A 15,889-nucleotide genomic window follows, 5' to 3' on the forward strand; every position below is an offset into this window, starting at 1 on the left:
CGAAAAGAAGAGGCACCCCCGGGTTATGGCGGCGCCTGCAACTTATCTCGTCTTAAAGCCGGTATTTTCCTGGTTCACATGGGGGTGGAGCGCCGCATTCAGTCCGCTCGCTAGAAGATTTGCCATATCTTCCATAAAAATGTCGACTTCTTTCGGCGTCACCATTAAGTTATGGCCGAGCGGCGCGAGCACTTCGTGAATCAATTTCCGCTTTTCCTGCTCATCCAGATTGCCGACAATCCCCATGAACATTTTCCGTGCTTCACTTCCCGGCAGATCGTCTTCCGTCAGCTTCCGCTTTTCCCCAAATGAAAGCCCTGCCGGTGCAAGCGCCCGTGAAGGCCGGCCTGATTCTTTCATTTCTTTGCCGAAATGTTTTAACAGAAAATCGATCGTGTCGCTTGTAATCGTCACGGCGTCCACCACTGTCGGAACGCCGATCGCAACAACCGGCACACCGAGCGTTTCTTTCGACAATTCTTTCCGCTTGTTGCCAACACCGGATCCCGGCTGAATGCCCGTATCCGAGATCTGGATCGTGGCATTCACCCTTTCCAGCGAACGGGATGCAAGTGCATCGACGACAATAATAAAATCCGGTTTCGATTTTTCACTGACGCCGAATATAATATCGCTCGTTTCGATTCCGGTCAGCCCCATGACCCCCGGGGCAATCGCGCTCACCGGCCTGTAGCGCGATTCAACGTTTTCCGGCTCGATTTTAAACAGATGGCGGGTGACGAGTACTTTTTCGCAGACAAGCGGGCCGAGCGCATCAGGCGTCACATTCCAGTTGCCGAGCCCGACAACAAGGCAGCTCGCTTCCTCTCCAATATTTATATGCTTCAAATATTGGTTAAACTCATCCGCGAACACTTCTTCCACCTTTTGCTGGATGTCCGTATCCCCGCTGCGGATGCCCTGCATTTCAATGGTCAAATAATTCCCGGCCTTTTTTCCGATGACTTTTTCCCCTTTTTTGGAAATTTGAACCGTCGTCACTTTCATATCGTTTACGGTCCGTTCTTCCACCGTTACGCCTTCCAATTCTTCGCTTTCCCGGTTCTTCACTTTCTCTTCCACTGCAAGATCGCGCGCTTCAATCGCTAAATCTGTGCGGACGGAATAAACACTAAGATCCATTTGTTCGTCTTCCTCCTTTTTGCCGTTTCCTTTATCCTTGTTTTTCCCCATTCCCGGCAGACCATTCGTTTTGTGCAAATTCCGGCCCAATGTATTGCAATCTCGTCTTCCATTTGTTACAATATCATTTGTTCTAAAGTGAATGTGGACGAGCCAAACAAGGTTTGCTCGTAGGAGGTGAAACGGGTGCCAAACATTAAATCTGCGATTAAACGCGTAAAAGTGAACGAAAAAAACCATGCTCAAAATAAAGCGGCAAAATCCGCCATGCGCACGGCAGTGAAAAAGTTTGAAGCAGCGGTTGAAAACAACGACGAAAACGCAAAAGAACTTTTAGTCGATGCGGTAAAACGCCTTGATAAAGCTGCATCTAAAGGCCTTATCCATAAAAATGCGGCAAGCCGCCAAAAATCACGCCTGATGAAAAAATTATCCGCACAGGCGTAACGCACCAAAATAAAAAAGACGCGCGATCCGCGTCTTTTTTATTTTGCCTTCATTTCATGCAGTTGAAACAAAAACATTTCAATGATCATTTCTTTTTTCAGCCCGCCCGATTTCATCCGGTAGTCGCTGTCGGCAAGCAGCGCCATGATCCGGTTCAGTTCATCCGCGGAAAAAAGCCCCGCCTGCCCCGCCGCCAGTTTTACCCTGTATGGATGCACTTTTAAATAAGATGCGATTTGCTGCTGGCCGTAGCCGAGCCTCGCCAGTTCTTTCGTCTGGTAGATGAGCCGGAACTGGCCGGCAAGGAGCGCCAATATTTTAATCGGCTCCTCATTAAGTTTTAAAAGGTCATAATAGATCCGGAGCGCCTCATCAATGCGGCGGTGAACCACTTTTTCAACGAGTTCAAATACATTTTGCTCCAGCGACCGCGCCGTCAGCATTTCCACCATTCCATCTGTTATTTCATTGCCGCTTCCGGCATACAGGGCTAGCTTATTTATTTCATGATCGAGCGCATTCATATTGGTGCCGGCAAGGGAAACCAAATGTTCCACTGCCTTCCTGCCAATCCGGCAGCCTTCTTCAGCGGCGCGGGAGACAAGCCACCCTTCAAGCTCCCTTTCATTTAATTTTTTTGCCTGGAAAGTTGCGGCCTGCTTTTTGATCAATTTCACCAGTTTTTTCCGTTCATCCAGTTTTTCATAAGGCGCAACCAGCACGAAAACCGTGTAAGGGGCGGGAGACTTCACGTATGCTTCCAGCTTGTCCAGCCGGTGTTCCACTTTCTGTTTCTGCTTTTCAGCAGTCAAAAAAAACGGGTGGTGCGCAATCACGAGCCGCCTCTCCCCCATAAAAGGGGATGTTTCCGCATCTTCGATCGCTGTCTCGACCGGCACCTCCTCCAGGTCATACGAAGCATAATTAAAATCCGCCTCTTCCGGAGTGAGCGCATAATCCAGCAATTTCTGTTTCGTTTTTTGAATGAAATAATCTTCTGCACCGTACAATAAATAAAGCGGGGAAAATTGCCCGCGCTCAATCTTTTTCCATAATTCATCCATTCTGTTCCGCTCCCAAACCTTTCTTACTCCCTATGTTAAGAGAACGGGCGCATTGTTGCAAGCAGAAAACAAATGGAAAAGGGGATCCGTAAAATCCCCTTTATCTATATAAACGTTAACGGAACAGTCCCGGGAAGCTTTTCCGTTAACGGTGGACCCGTACCCTTATTGTCACACGCAGCCGGATATCTATGAATGACAACTCCATCCAAAACGGTGGAAATCGTTCTGAAATTATCATATAATCAAAAAACAGGGAGGGATTTGGATGAACGAATTCGAGCAGGATGTCCAGTCGAAAACGAATGATGTCGCCGATGCCGGAGCAGGTTTTCTCATCTCTTTTTTGTTTTTTGCGCTGATGTTTATCATTGCAACTGCAGCAGACATCATTGGCAGATAGCCCCGCTCCGGGCAGTGCCGGAGCCATTCCGGACGGTTTTTTAATTAATGTATATTATGGGAGGACGGTTGAAAAGGTTCCCTTTTCTTTGAAAAAGCGGTATTGCACCGCCCCGTCCTCATCCGTCCGGAAAATGAACACCCCGTTTTCGCTGAGCCGTTTGACCACTCCCGGAGACGGATGCCCGAAACGGTTATGCTTTCCGACAGAGATGACGGCGATCCGCGGATGATACTTCCGGATGAGCGTTTCGCTTGTCGAAGTTTTGCTGCCGTGATGCCCGGCTTTTAATACGTCAATACGGATATCCGGATAAGCCGCCACAAGTTTTTCTTCTCCTTCCTGCTCAAGGTCCCCGGTAAACAGCCACGTCTTTCCACCTGTTTTCGCATAAAGGACAAGCGAGTCATTATTCCCCTCATACGTTTCCTCAAACGGCGAAAGATATTGAAATACCCCCGATTTGTTTTGCCATCCGTCCCCGTTTTTCATCTCATACACCGGGATTTTTTTCTGGCGGGCGCAAGCGAGCACCTTCTGCATGAGCGGTTTTTCCCATGAATGGGGCGAGATATGGATTTCTTTGACGTGGAGAGATGTGATCACAGCCGTTGCGCCGCCGATATGGTCCTCGTCGCTGTGCGTTAAAATCAGCTTATCAATCGTCGTAATCCCCTGGCTTTTTAGAAATGGCACCACAATATCTTTGCCGGTTTCAAACGGATGCTCCCTTCTTTTCCATGCCGGTTCCGGAAACCGGACGGTCCCACCTGTGTCAATTAAATACGCCCCCCTTGAAAGCGGTAGCCGGATTAAAATACTGTCCCCCTGCCCGACGTCGATAAAGGTGATTTTGCCGAAAAGCGAATACCTGTTTGCCGCAAGGAGGAGCATGAGAACACAAACAAGCGGCAGGACAGCCCGGATCGTTTTCTTGCCGTTTTCCATCGCCGCCAAACAATAAACTCCCGCACCTGCCATCAGGATCGATCCCCAGTATGGCGGCCTCCCGGTAACGAGCGTGGACCAGCGGCCGTCTATCGCTTCCCCCGTTTTTTCCGAAAGCCGAACGAGCCCGTCAAAGCACGCGGCAAAGACGGAAAACAGCGGCGGCGCCACCCATTCTGTAACAAAGGCAAGCGCAGCAAGCGGGAGCAGCACATACGTATAAAGCGGTACATAAAAAAGATTGGCAACAAGCCCCGCAATGGAAAACTCATAAAATGAATAAGATAGGATGGGAAGTGCCGCAAGCTGGGAAATGAACGAAATCGCGAGCCCTTTTTGCAACGGGCCCCGGAACCGCTCTAGAAGAGGCCCTGAAAGAAGCAGCGCGGCGCAAACAGCAAAAGAGAGCTGGAATCCGATATTGTACACAATATTCGCATTTTTTAGTCCGTACAAAATGAAACAGATGGACAAAGCATCAAGCGGCCCGATCGGCAGTTTTTTTTGCCCGGCCAGCACAAGCAGCATCGTCATTGCCGCCGACCGGACAACTGGCGGGTTCATGCCGCATAATCCCGCATAAACCGGCATCACCCCCAGTAAGCAAACGGTGGCACGTTCCCTTGTCAGCCCGAGCCGGATGAGCAAATAGTAGCAAAACCCGGCAACAAGTTGTACGTGAAGCCCGGAAATGGCAAGCAGATGGACAACGCCAAGCCGCTGGTAAAGCTGGTACACATCGTCATCAAAGTCTGTTTGCTCGCCAAACAAAAGCGCTTCTGCGTACGGTACGGATTTTTCCGGAAATGTTTTTTGAATTTGAAGCAGGGAGCGGTGGCGGATTTTTTTCAAGAAACCGTGCAGATGCTGCGGCGGGCTGTTGCACGCGGAAAGCCGGTCCGCTTTTAAAATCCAGTGGATATGCTGATGGGCCAAATAGTTGCGGTAATGAAATGCGGACGGGTTGCGGTTTGGCTCAGGAGCTTCCAGTTCCCCTTGAGCCATGCAAACCGTTCCGGGGGATAAAGTTTGTTTTAAGGTTTCCAGTTCTGCCTCGCTCCCGGCGTAATACGTTAACATAAACGTTTCTTTTCCGGCTTCCGCCTTTCCCTTGACCGCGTTCCCGTCGATGCGCGGATAATCGCTGAAACGGACGGGCATCCGGGCACTGCCGGCATGAAATTTTGTATCATACGCAAATGCCTGGAAATAACCGCTAAAAATCCCCAACCCGTAAAAAACGGCGGACAACAGGAGCAAAGGCCGGTTCCGGGACAGGAAAATCCGGATCCAAATCAAATGGGTCGAAAGAACCAGAAGCGGCGGCGCGTGAAGGCCAACCAGGATGCCGCTTAATGCAGCGAGCGCGGCGAACAGCCAGTTGCCTTTCACACCATCACCCTGTTACGCTTTCGGAACGGATCCCGTTTCCGTTTCTTGATAAGCGCCTGCAAATAATGCCGCCGCCATTTGCTGCAATTCCTCCAGTTCTGCCGCTTCCGCCCCGTGGTCCTTTGCAATCATGAATAATTTCTCCACCAGTTTGGCTTTTTCGCTTGCCCGGATATCGAGTGTTTCCGGATGGAACGGGACATGCTCGACATGCACCCCCGCTTTTTCAAAAAGCTCTCTTGCATACGGATGCACCCGGTAATCCTGTGCATAGTACACGTTTTGAATCCCTGCCTGAATGATCGCTTTGGTACAGTGCAGGCACGGGTAATGGGTTACATAGAGGTCCGCGCCGTTTGTCGCCACCCCGAATTTTGCACATTGCAAAATTGCATTCATTTCAGCGTGGATCGTCCGCACGCAATGCCCGTCAATCACGTAGCAGCCCTTGTCAATACAGTGTTCGTCCCCCGCGATGGATCCATTGTAGCCGCCTGCGATAATTCTTTTATCCCTGACGATCGTCGCCCCAACTGCAAGCCTTGAACAGGTGCTCCGCCAGGATAATAAATGGCTTTGCGCCAAAAAATACTGGTTCCAGGAAATCCGGTCCATTTTTCTCTTCCTTTCTGCTCATCCTTACTGTAAAGTGATGGAATTTTCGATTTTGGCAAAAGTCTGGTCCCCAATCCCCGACACATTTTTCAAATCTTCCGGCTTTTGAAAAGGGCCGTTTTTCTCCCGGTATTCGATAATAGCCGCAGCTTTTGACGGCCCGATGCCCGGAAGCGTCTCAAGCTGGGTCTGGTCGGCCGTATTGATATTGACCTGTGCGGCCGCTTCACTGCTTGCCGCCGTCCCGGAAGAAGCGGAAGCGGGAGCTGAAATTCCGGCAGCCGCCGGGGCAGTTTGGGCAGAAGCCGCTTTTTCGCCTTTTTTCGGCACCTCGATTACCATTTCATCTTTTACCTTCTGCGCGAGATTGACCTGATTCCGGTCGGCGTTTTCGTTAAAACCCCCCGCTTCCTGAATGAGGTCATAGACCCGGTCATCCGCTTCCGCTTTGTAGATGCCGGGATGCTTCACCGCGCCTTTCACATCCACGTAAATTTCGGCAGCGTTCTGCGTTTGGGCCGAGGATTGCGTTTGGGCGGTGTTTTGGGTCGAGTGATTTTGCACATCCGTCCCGCCCCCCTCAGTTTGTCCGGACTGCACGGCCGTTTCGGGTTGCCGGTAAGCCCCGGACGCGGTGTCCATACCTCCATTTTGGCTAAAATAGTAAAAGATTGCAATCGTAATGGCTGCCACAGCTGCAGCAGCATGCCAGCGGTATTTGAGAAACAACGTTTTCAAAGACCTTCACCTCTGTTTTTCTTTTTTCAGATACATAATCGCCCGGATCTGCGCATATATTGTACCGGGCGCTGAAAGATCGGCGGCTTGGGGAGGGAAAACAGCATGGACATTGGCGTGATCGGAACGGGAAATATGGGCAGCATGTTAATTGAAGCTTTGATAGAAACAAAAGCCGTTACGCCTGCACAATTTCGGATCACAAATCGCACACCTGAAAAAGCCGCAAAACTTGCAAACAAGTATCCCGGGATTCAGGTTGAGAATATAGAAAATACCATTTTGGAGAGCGATTTAATTTTGTTGTGTGTTAAACCGCTTGAGATGCACGGCATTCTGGAGAAGGCCAGAGGCGCCTTCCGGAATGAACAGTGCCTTGTCAGCATTACAAGCCCCGTTACAGTCGGGCAGCTCGCCGCAATGGTCCCCTGCTCGTGCGCAAGGGCCATCCCGAGCATCACGAACAGGGCAGCTGCCGGTGCGGTTTTGCTGACATTTGGCAGCCAGTGCACAAGCGAGTGGCAGGAAAAAGTAAAAACACTGTTCTCCAAAATATCCACCCCGGTTGAAGTTGGCCAGCAAATCACGAGAGTGGCATCAGATCTGGTCAGCTGCGGCCCTGCTTTTTTCAGTTTTTTGGCGCAAAAAATGATAGAAGGAGCCGTCCGCAAAACAAAGATTGACAGCGACACCGCCTGCATATTAACGGCTGAGATGCTAATCGGCCTGGGGGAACTTTTGAAGCAACAAATTTATACGCTGCCTGCCCTGCAGGAAAAAGTGACGGTAAAGGGCGGTATCACCGGCGAAGGATTAAAGGTGCTTGAAAAAGGGACGGATGGCTTATTCGAAAAACTGTTTGAAGCGACACAGGAGAAATTTAAAGAGGACACGGACGCGGTGGCCGGGCAATTCGGCACACCATGATATTTCGACATCTTTCTGTTTATTCCTGCTTCTTTTTTAAAATTTTTTCAAAAAAAGCATTCTGCGCGGGCAGAATGCTTTTATCGTTTGATGCACGTAAAAAATATCCTTTCGCTTTTTGGGCCGGGCGCTTCTTCTGTAAAATCGGCAGCGGGCGGCATACAATCGAAGCCCGATTCCGTAAGCCAGTTTTCATAATCAGCAACCGGAAACGTCCGCTGTTTATGTAACTCGTCAAACCGTTCATACAAGCCGGATTTCTCATCATATGCGAAAAAGCTGAGATCATGTTCAACGGCATGCGGGCCCTCACCCGGAAAGCAGTTCCAGATATAGGAAACCTCGTCCCCGTTATCGGCAAAAGTGTGATGCGGGAATAGCACATCTGTTTTATAAACGGAATGCACGTCAAACAAAAACATTCCCCCCGCCTTCAGGGCTGCATGCACATGCCGAAACGTTTCTTTCACATCCGTTTCCGTTTCCAAGTAGTTCAGGGAATCACAGAAAATCGCGACAATATCAAAATCATGCAGGCCGCAAAGCGCGCGCATATCCTGCTTGAGGAAAGTGATGCGGGCCCCTTCAGCCAGTGCTTTTCCGCTCGCGACTGTAAGCATGTCTTCTGATAAATCAACGCCCGTTACTTCAAAGCCTTCCCGTGCAAGCAGCAGTGACAGTTCACCGGTACCGCAGGCAAGATCAAGCATGCGCCTTCCTTTGACACCATTCCGCTCCCTTTGGCGCATCACCCACTGCAGCCATTGCGGATAGGGCGCCTCTTCCATCAACGTGTCGTATACATAGGCGAAATTTTCGTAACTCATTGCAGAACGCTCTCCGCACTGACAGCCGGCGCGTCTCCCCAAAGCCTTTCCAAGTTATAGTAATTCCGTTCATCGCGGTTAAAAATATGGGCGACAATATCCCCAAGGTCAATCAGCACCCATTTCCCTTCTTCAAACCCTTCAATGCGCCTGACCGCAGTTCCTGCTTCTTCCGCTTTTTCTTTCACTTCGCGGGCGATCGCCTGAATTTGTTTATCGGAGTTCCCATTGCAGATCAGAAAATAATCCGCAATCAATGAAATCCCGCGCATATCCAAAACGACGATGTCTTCCGCACGTTTATCATCGCAAGCTTTTACGACTGTTTTTAATAACGTCTGATTGTCCATTTACGCCCCTTCTTCCTTCATCACTAAATCATTGTATAAAGCAATCGTATCCGGAAAAACAGGCTGATTCCGGCCAATTAAAAATGCAATGGTGTGCCCGGCTGCATACAACACCGCTTCATCGAGATCTTTGCCCGCAAGCCGCCTTGCTTCTTCGACACCCGGAAAATTCCGGCCCGGTTCAATATAATCAGCCAGATATACAATTTTTTCAAGCAGCGTCATCCCGGCCCTGCCCGATGTATGGTATTTAATGGCATCGAGCACTTCCCGGTCAGTGATGCCGGCTTCTTTTTCCACCAGATAAGCGCCAACAGGGGCATGCCATAATTCATGATGGAAAGAAAGCAGCCGTTCATCCATCTTTTGATCAATGATGATTTGCTTCATTTCCTCTTCCGGACGGAATTTTGCATAATCATGGAAAATCGCCGCAAGTTCCGCTTTTTTCCGGTCAGCATGATATTTTTCCGCCAGCCAGACGGCGCTTTCGGCAACGCCGAGCGTATGGATATAACGGCGCTCCGTCAGCTGGGCTTTCACAAGTTCCAATGCTTTCTCACGTTCCATATAAATGATGCTCCTTTATATATTCCCACACTGCATCCGGAATTAAATATTTTACCGACCGTTTTTTTTCCAGGCGTTCACGGATCAGCGAGGAGGAAATATGAATTTCTGGAATTTCAACAAATTGGACAGGATACTTTGTCTGGTGCGAATATGCCGGCCGGTTGACGCCGACAAAGCGGACAAGCCGGACGAGCTGGTCGATATTCCGCCATTTCGGCAAATATTCGATCATATCCGCGCCAATGATAAAATAAAAGTCCGTATCAGGTTCCCGCTTTTTAAGCAGCACCATTGTGTCATATGTGTAGGAACGGCCTGGCCTCTCCATCTCTATGTCCTCAATCGAAAATGCCGGCTGCCCCGAAATGGCAAGCGTGAGCATTTTGATCCGGTCACATCCGGTGATGCCGGCCGTTTTTTCTTTATGGGGCGGATTTTGGTTCGGCATAAAACGGACTTCGTCAAGTTTCAGATCCTGCAAAATTTCGTTCGCTATAATCAAATGGCCGATATGCGGAGGGTCGAACGTCCCCCCTAAAATACCCACTTTTTTCATGCCGCCCACCCTTAAGGCAAAACAATCTCTTTATGGTTTTTCGATTCTTTATAAAGGACAATCGTATTGCCGATGATTTGCACGAGTTCCGCATGCGCCCCTTCTGCAAGTGCTGCGGCAACAGAATCCTTATCTTCCTCGCAGTTTTTTAGGACGCTGATTTTTAACAGTTCCCGCGCTTCAAGCGCCTCCTGCACCTGTTTGACCATATTTTCATTGACCCCGCCTTTTCCAACCTGAAAAATCGGGCTCAAATGGTGGGCTTTTGCCCGCAAAAAACGTTTTTGTTTACCTGTTAACATGAACTTCCTCCTAAAATGCCTTCAACGATCTTTTTCATTTTCCCGGTATCCGGCTTTACGCCGGTCCATTTTTCAAACGCAATGGCCCCCTGGTAGATAAACATGCCGAGGCCGTTCTGCACCCGGGCGCCGCGTTTTTTTGCTTCTTTTAAAAATTTCGTTTCAAAAGGATTGTATATGATATCAGACACAAACGCACCAGGCTTTAAATGGCGGAGGGAAAGCGGCTGCGCGTCTGTATCCGGATGCATGCCGATCGACGTCGTCTGCACAATCAGCGTATAATTCCCCAGCTGTTCTTCCGTTTCTTTAAGCGTAAGCACCTTAGACGGGCACGGAAAAGGGCTTTCGTCCCGCATTTCTTCCGCTTTTTTTACCGTGCGGTTGCACAGATCAACGGTTACCGCCCCTTCCCGGCAAAGCGTATAATAAATCGCTCTTGCCGCACCGCCCGCGCCGATGACAAGCACTTTTTCTCCGGAAAGCACCCGTCCGCTTTCTTCTTTCAGCGCCTGCATAAACCCCGGGCCGTCCGTATTATACCCGACCCATCCGTGTGGGGTGCGGATTACGGTATTAACGGCACCGATCGTTTCCGCAAGCGGATCAATGTCATCGAGATACGGCATGATCGCCTGCTTATGCGGAATGGTCACATTAAATCCGGCCACGCCGATTGCTTTCATGCCGTTTACGGCGGTTTCCAGATTTTCCGGTGTGACATGGAAAGCATGATAGTCTGCATCAATCCCGAGTGCCCGGAATGCTTCATTGTGCATCGCAGGCGACAGCGAATGGGCAATCGGGTCACCGATCACCCCGTATAAATCGCGCATATTTCTCACTCCCCGTTAAAAACAGAACCTTTTTCAGATCAACGACCGGCGCAGCATGACCCGGACGCCCTTTGGCACATAGGCCGCGACAACGGCGCCCGGTTCGTTGACCGTCACCCAGCCAAGCCCGGAAAAAACAATATCCGTCTTTCCTTCTTTAATGGAAAATTCATGGCGAACGAGCGCCGGGAAATCCGCGGCTTCCGCTTTCCCCGGCGGTTGGAGCAATTCCCCGAGCTGGCGCGTATATAAATCATCCGCATTTTCAAGTTTTGTACGGTGAATCTTTAAAGCATTTGAAACATAGCAGACAAATGACCGTCTGCCGCCTTTTATATAATCAAGCCGCGCAAGGCCGCCGAAAAACAGCGTCTGCCGTTCATTCAGCTGGAATACAGCCGGCTTGATTTCTTTTTTCGGTGTAATCACCTTTAATTCGTTTTTCCCGACGAAATGCGCCATCTGGTGGTGGTTGATGATCCCCGGCGTGTCATAAAGAGATGTGCCGTCATCAAGCGGGATGCCGATCATATCCAGCGTCGTCCCCGGAAAATAGGATGTGGTGATGACATCTTTTTCCCCTGTTGCCTGCCGTATAATGCGATTGATAAAAGTGGATTTCCCAACATTCGTGCAGCCGGCAACATACACATCTTTCCCGTTCCGGTACTGTTCGATGGCAGCCATCGCTTCATCCATGCCGTGCCCCTTTGCCGCGCTCACAAGCAGCACATCGGCCGGACGGAGCCCGAGTTCTTTCGCCTGCTGCTTCATCCAGTTGGCCATTTTCGCTCTTTTCACCGATTTTGGCAGGAGATCCTCTTTATTGCCGATTAAAAGAACCGGGTTTTTGCCTGCGAAACGGTGGAATCCCGGCAGCCAGGACCCGTTGAAATCAAAAATATCGACAATTTTTACAACCAGCGCATCCACCTGCCCGAGCCGGTTTAAAATTTTTAAAAAATCATCGTCTGTAAGCGGCACGTCCTGCACTTCATTGTAATGTTTCAATCTGAAGCAGCGCTGGCAAATGACCTGCTCTTTTTCCAGCGCAGATTTTGGCGCGTAGCCTGCCTCATCCGGATCTTCCGTCTGGAGGAGCGCCCCGCAGCCGATACAATGGACAGCTTCTTTTTCCAAATTCAATCCTCCCAAGTCAAATAACCTTTTTTCCTGAACCAGCCCATAATCCGGCGTTCAATCATCCGGTTGAGTTTCGTCGCAAAGCCATCTGATTGCGCAACCGGGACGACGAGAATCGTATAAAAACCGCTTCTGTTGCCGCCGAGCACATCGGTCAAAAGCTGGTCGCCGATCACGACGGTTTCTTCCTTTTTCACGTCCATGATAGCAAGCGCCTTGCGGAATGCTTTGCCAAGCGGTTTTCTCGCTCTGAAAAGAAACGGGATGCCAAGCGGGTCCGCAAATGTTTTGACCCGCATTTCATTATTATTGGAAACAATCGTGATTTTGATATGATGTTCCTGCATGTCCTGGAACCATTGGACCAGTTTTGGCGGCGCACTCGGCCTGTCCCACTCGACCAATGTATTGTCCAAATCGGTGATGATGGCTTTAATGCCATGCTTTTTTAATTCTTCCGGCCTGATTGACAGCACCGAGTTCACTTGCCGGTCCGGCAAAAAATTTTTCAAGATCAATCCGTGACACTCCATTCATTTTACCGTTCTGTCCACAAGATGCAAGCTTACCCGCCCGTTTATGAGTATATTGTCCCGAATATGCTTCATTCAAGTTTCTTTTATCATAACAATTTCTACAAATTATTCAACTGATAGCAATGCCCTGTTCCCCGGAAGCCGGAAACAGGAAAAACCGCCGGGCAGTGCGCGCTCAGCGGTTTTGATTGCTTTCCATTAGTCATGTCCGTATCCATGGGTAAATCGCAAAGCTGCCATGCCTGCTGCTTGAAAATGTTGTGTTTTTCTTGCTTTGCGCTTTATACTTTCGCATTTTCCCCCATTGCTTCGATCAGCAGGTCGGCGATATGGACAGCGCGGACTTTTCCGCTTAAACCGGCCCGTTCGATCCCGAGTTTCATTTGCAGCAGGCAGCCCGGGTTGGCGGTCACAATGGTTGTGGCATGTGTCGCTTTTGCATTTTCCATTTTATGGTCCAAAATTTGCATGGACATCTCCGACTCGACAATATTGTAAATGCCGGCCGACCCGCAGCAGTGGTCCGCTTCCTTCATTTCCCGGAATTCTACATTTTCGATGGCGCCAATGAGCAGGCGCGGCGCGGAAGAGGTCTTCATCACATTGCGCAAATGGCATGAATCCTGGTACGTGACCACCTGGTGCGGGAGGCTGAGTTTCCGTTTATGGAAGCCCAGCTCTACGAGAATAGCGGAAATATCTTTTATTTTGCTTGAAAATGCCGCGGCCCGTTCCGCCCATTCCGGATCGTCTTTTAACAAATGGCCGTAATCGATTAAATAAGCGCCGCAGCCGCCGGCATTCGTGATAATATAATCAGCGCGCAAATCTTCGAAAGCCTTGATATTGCGGCGGGCAAGGTCCTTTGCCATCTCTTTTTCGCCGCCATGGCCATGCAGCGCCCCGCAGCATGCCTGGTCCTGCGGGATGACAACCTCACAGCCGGCAAGCTGCAATAGTTTCAATGTCGCATCATTGGTTTCCATGAACATCGTGTCCATCAGGCAGCCGGTAAAAAAGGCAACGCGTTTTTTCACTTCCGCTTTTGGCATCAAATGTTCCGGGCGCTGTTTCATTTCCTTCCATTTTGGAATTTTTGGCAGCACTTTTTCCATGGACGATAAATTTTTCGGCAGAAGCTTTAAAGCGCCTGTCGCATGCGCCGCTTTTTGCAGGCCGCTCCGCTGGTAAAAACCGATCAGGCCTGTTAAAGCGCGCATCCGATTCTGGTGCGGGAACAATTCTTCAAAGACCGCTTTGCGGAGCACTTTTACCGGCAGGGACTGCTTCTTTTTCTTCGACTGCTGGATAATATCCCGCGCTTCTTCCAAAAGATGCCCGTACTGGACGCCGGGCGGGCATACCGATTCGCAAGCCCGGCAGCCGAGGCACAAGTCCAAAGAGCGCTCCACATCTTCATCCGGTTCGATAATGCCGTCCACAACGGCTTTCATCAATGCAATCCGGCCGCGCGGCGAGTGCGATTCTTTGAACCCCGATTCAATATAGGTCGGGCAAGACGGCAGGCAAAAGCCGCAGCGCATGCAGTTCAGCAGCTGGTCTTCGTCCATCCTTTCCCTGAATTTCTGCTGGATTTCTTTTTGTTGTTCGGCTGTAATCATTTTTCCATCACCACTCGATCCGTTTCTTTGGCAAAGACTTTGCCGGGATTTAAAATATGGTTCGGGTCCAGCGCATTTTTGATCGCATTCATGACGCCAATGCCCGTTTCCCCGAGTTTCCATTCAAGATACGGCGCTTTCGCCCTCCCGACGCCATGTTCGCCGGTAATCGTGCCGCCCAGTTCAATCGCTTTTTGAAAAATTTCCGCAAAGGCTTTTTCAACCCGCTCCATTTCGTCCTGATCCCGGATATCGGCAAGGCAGGTCGGGTGCAGATTCCCGTCCCCCGCATGGCCGAATGTCCCGATATGGAGCCCGTATTTTTCAGCAATTTCATTGATTGCCACCACCATCTTTGCGACTTCGGAACGCGGCACGGTCGCATCTTCCAAAATCGTTGTCGGCTTCAGGCGGGCGAGTGCGCTTAAAGCGCTCCTTCTTGCCGTCATGAGCGCTTCCGCATGTTCCGGGGAAGCTGCCACCTTTACATCGACTGCATGTTGCTTGCGGCAAATTTCCGCGATCTTTTCAATATCGCGTTCCACCACTTCCTGCGGGCCGTCCTGCTCGATCAAAAGCACTGCCTTCACATTGGTCGGTAGGCCGATATGCGCAAAAGCTTCCACCGCCTGCAGTGTCGGCTGGTCCAGAAATTCCAGCGTCGCCGGGATGATCCGGTTCGCAATAATGTCGGAAACCGTTTGCGCGCACGCTTCAATATCCTGGTAAAGCGCCAGCATCGTCTTTTTTGCTTCCGGCATCGGCAAAAGTTTCAGCGTCGCTTCCGTAATGACGGCGAGCGTCCCTTCCGAACCGACCAAAAGCCGCGTCAAATCGTAGCCGGCTACATCTTTCGCCAGTTTTCCGCCGGTGCGGATGATCTCACCGTTTGCGAGCGCGGCTTCAAGCGCCAGCACATAATCGCGCGTCACACCGTATTTCAAGCCGCGCAAGCCACCCGAATTTTCATTTATATTGCCGCCGATCGTCGAGATTTTCATGGAACTTGGGTCCGGCGGGTAAAACAGCCCCTTTTCTTCAACCGCTTTGATCATATCAAGCGTAATGACGCCGGGCTGCACCGTCACCGTCAGATTTTCTTCATCAATTTCCAAAATCTTGTTCATATGCTTAAACAACAGCACGATGCCGCCTTCTATCGGGCATGTGCCGGCACAAAGGTTGGAGCCCGACCCGCGCGGCACAATAGGAATCCGGTGTTTGTTGCAAATTTTTACGATTTTCTGCACTTCTTCTTTATTGCGCGGCGCCACGACCGCATCCGGCATTGACTGAAACTGCGGGCTTGCATCATACGAATACACAAGCCTGCCCGCCTTCGAATCATCGTAATTTTCCGGGCCAACAATTTGCTGCAGTTTTTCTTTTATATCGGCTTGAATCATCAAACCTTCCCCCCGTTCTGCAAATTTTCAATATTTTAACGAGAAAAATATTGTTTTGTGC

At 50.2% G+C, this 15,889-nt stretch carries 18 protein-coding genes; 3 read left to right on the forward strand and 15 right to left on the reverse strand.

Translation table 11 applies throughout. The features are described from left to right. Positions 1-42: 42 nt before the first annotated feature. Positions 43-1,194: a GPR endopeptidase gene (gene gpr / locus NSU00_RS09190; RefSeq protein ID WP_327076615.1), complete on the reverse strand. Its 1,152-nt coding sequence runs from the start codon at positions 1,192-1,194 to the stop codon at positions 43-45. Positions 1,195-1,329: 135 nt separating this feature from the next. On the opposite strand from gpr, the gene rpsT reads away from it, so the two are divergent. Continuing rightward, complete coding sequence (rpsT, locus tag NSU00_RS09195; RefSeq protein ID WP_340702719.1) at positions 1,330-1,590, forward strand: 30S ribosomal protein S20; 261 nt, start codon at positions 1,330-1,332, stop codon at positions 1,588-1,590. 38 nt (positions 1,591-1,628) lie between these two features. Here rpsT and holA read toward each other — a convergent pair whose 3' ends face one another. Beyond that, complete coding sequence (gene holA / locus NSU00_RS09200; protein WP_046720731.1) at positions 1,629-2,654, reverse strand: DNA polymerase III subunit delta; 1,026 nt, start codon at positions 2,652-2,654, stop codon at positions 1,629-1,631. Between the two features lie 268 nt (positions 2,655-2,922). Here holA and NSU00_RS09205 point away from each other — a divergent pair, with 268 nt between their 5' ends. Continuing rightward, positions 2,923-3,057 (forward strand): YqzM family protein, encoded by a 135-nt coding sequence (locus tag NSU00_RS09205; RefSeq protein ID WP_017552601.1) that lies wholly within the window; start codon positions 2,923-2,925, stop codon positions 3,055-3,057. A 54-nt stretch (positions 3,058-3,111) separates the two neighbouring features. Here NSU00_RS09205 and NSU00_RS09210 read toward each other — a convergent pair whose 3' ends face one another. From NSU00_RS09210 to NSU00_RS09220, 3 genes are read right to left on the reverse strand one after another with little or no spacing between them, the layout of a single operon-like run. After that, a complete protein-coding gene (locus NSU00_RS09210) occupies positions 3,112-5,397 on the reverse strand; it encodes a DNA internalization-related competence protein ComEC/Rec2 (RefSeq protein WP_340702720.1) in 2,286 nt (761 codons plus the stop codon). 12 nt (positions 5,398-5,409) lie between these two features. Beyond that, positions 5,410-6,012 (reverse strand): ComE operon protein 2, encoded by a 603-nt coding sequence (locus NSU00_RS09215; RefSeq protein ID WP_017552599.1) that lies wholly within the window; start codon positions 6,010-6,012, stop codon positions 5,410-5,412. 24 nt (positions 6,013-6,036) lie between these two features. Next, complete coding sequence (locus NSU00_RS09220) at positions 6,037-6,750, reverse strand: helix-hairpin-helix domain-containing protein (protein WP_029141914.1); 714 nt, start codon at positions 6,748-6,750, stop codon at positions 6,037-6,039. A 105-nt stretch (positions 6,751-6,855) separates the two neighbouring features. Between NSU00_RS09220 and comER the strand changes: the two genes are divergently transcribed. After that, on the forward strand, positions 6,856-7,677 hold the full coding sequence (gene comER / locus NSU00_RS09225) for a late competence protein ComER (RefSeq protein WP_340702721.1): 822 nt from the start codon (positions 6,856-6,858) through the stop codon (positions 7,675-7,677). Between the two features lie 80 nt (positions 7,678-7,757). Here the strand turns inward: comER and NSU00_RS09230 are convergent, their stop codons facing one another. From NSU00_RS09230 to glcD, 10 genes are all read right to left on the reverse strand, one after another. Beyond that, positions 7,758-8,504: a class I SAM-dependent DNA methyltransferase gene (locus NSU00_RS09230; protein ID WP_340702722.1), complete on the reverse strand. Its 747-nt coding sequence runs from the start codon at positions 8,502-8,504 to the stop codon at positions 7,758-7,760. Continuing rightward, positions 8,501-8,854 (reverse strand): ribosome silencing factor, encoded by a 354-nt coding sequence (gene rsfS / locus NSU00_RS09235; RefSeq protein ID WP_017552596.1) that lies wholly within the window; start codon positions 8,852-8,854, stop codon positions 8,501-8,503. The genes NSU00_RS09230 and rsfS overlap by 4 nt, the downstream gene beginning before the upstream one ends. Then, positions 8,855-9,424 (reverse strand): bis(5'-nucleosyl)-tetraphosphatase (symmetrical) YqeK, encoded by a 570-nt coding sequence (gene yqeK / locus NSU00_RS09240; protein ID WP_029141916.1) that lies wholly within the window; start codon positions 9,422-9,424, stop codon positions 8,855-8,857. Further along, positions 9,414-9,983, reverse strand: a complete 570-nt coding sequence (locus tag NSU00_RS09245; protein WP_340702723.1) for a nicotinate-nucleotide adenylyltransferase — start codon at positions 9,981-9,983, stop codon at positions 9,414-9,416. Before NSU00_RS09245 ends, yqeK begins: the two co-directional genes overlap by 11 nt. Positions 9,984-9,994: 11 nt before the next feature. Beyond that, a complete protein-coding gene (yhbY, locus tag NSU00_RS09250; RefSeq protein ID WP_017552593.1) occupies positions 9,995-10,285 on the reverse strand; it encodes a ribosome assembly RNA-binding protein YhbY in 291 nt (96 codons plus the stop codon). Next, positions 10,279-11,121, reverse strand: coding sequence for a shikimate dehydrogenase (gene aroE / locus NSU00_RS09255; RefSeq protein WP_340702724.1), 843 nt, complete (start codon positions 11,119-11,121; stop codon positions 10,279-10,281). Before aroE ends, yhbY begins: the two co-directional genes overlap by 7 nt. A 33-nt stretch (positions 11,122-11,154) precedes the next feature. Then, a complete protein-coding gene (gene yqeH, locus NSU00_RS09260; protein ID WP_340702725.1) occupies positions 11,155-12,261 on the reverse strand; it encodes a ribosome biogenesis GTPase YqeH in 1,107 nt (368 codons plus the stop codon). A gap of 2 nt (positions 12,262-12,263) precedes the next feature. Continuing rightward, complete coding sequence (locus tag NSU00_RS09265; RefSeq protein WP_017552590.1) at positions 12,264-12,782, reverse strand: YqeG family HAD IIIA-type phosphatase; 519 nt, start codon at positions 12,780-12,782, stop codon at positions 12,264-12,266. A 299-nt stretch (positions 12,783-13,081) separates the two neighbouring features. Then, positions 13,082-14,422, reverse strand: coding sequence for a (Fe-S)-binding protein (locus NSU00_RS09270; protein WP_029141919.1), 1,341 nt, complete (start codon positions 14,420-14,422; stop codon positions 13,082-13,084). Then, positions 14,419-15,828, reverse strand: a complete 1,410-nt coding sequence (gene glcD, locus NSU00_RS09275; protein WP_340702726.1) for a glycolate oxidase subunit GlcD — start codon at positions 15,826-15,828, stop codon at positions 14,419-14,421. The genes NSU00_RS09270 and glcD overlap by 4 nt, the downstream gene beginning before the upstream one ends. Positions 15,829-15,889 lie beyond the last annotated feature (61 nt).

Source organism: Weizmannia sp. FSL W8-0401, from assembly GCF_038009125.1.
In the GTDB taxonomy this organism is placed as follows: domain Bacteria; phylum Bacillota; class Bacilli; order Bacillales; family Bacillaceae_C; genus Weizmannia; species Weizmannia coagulans.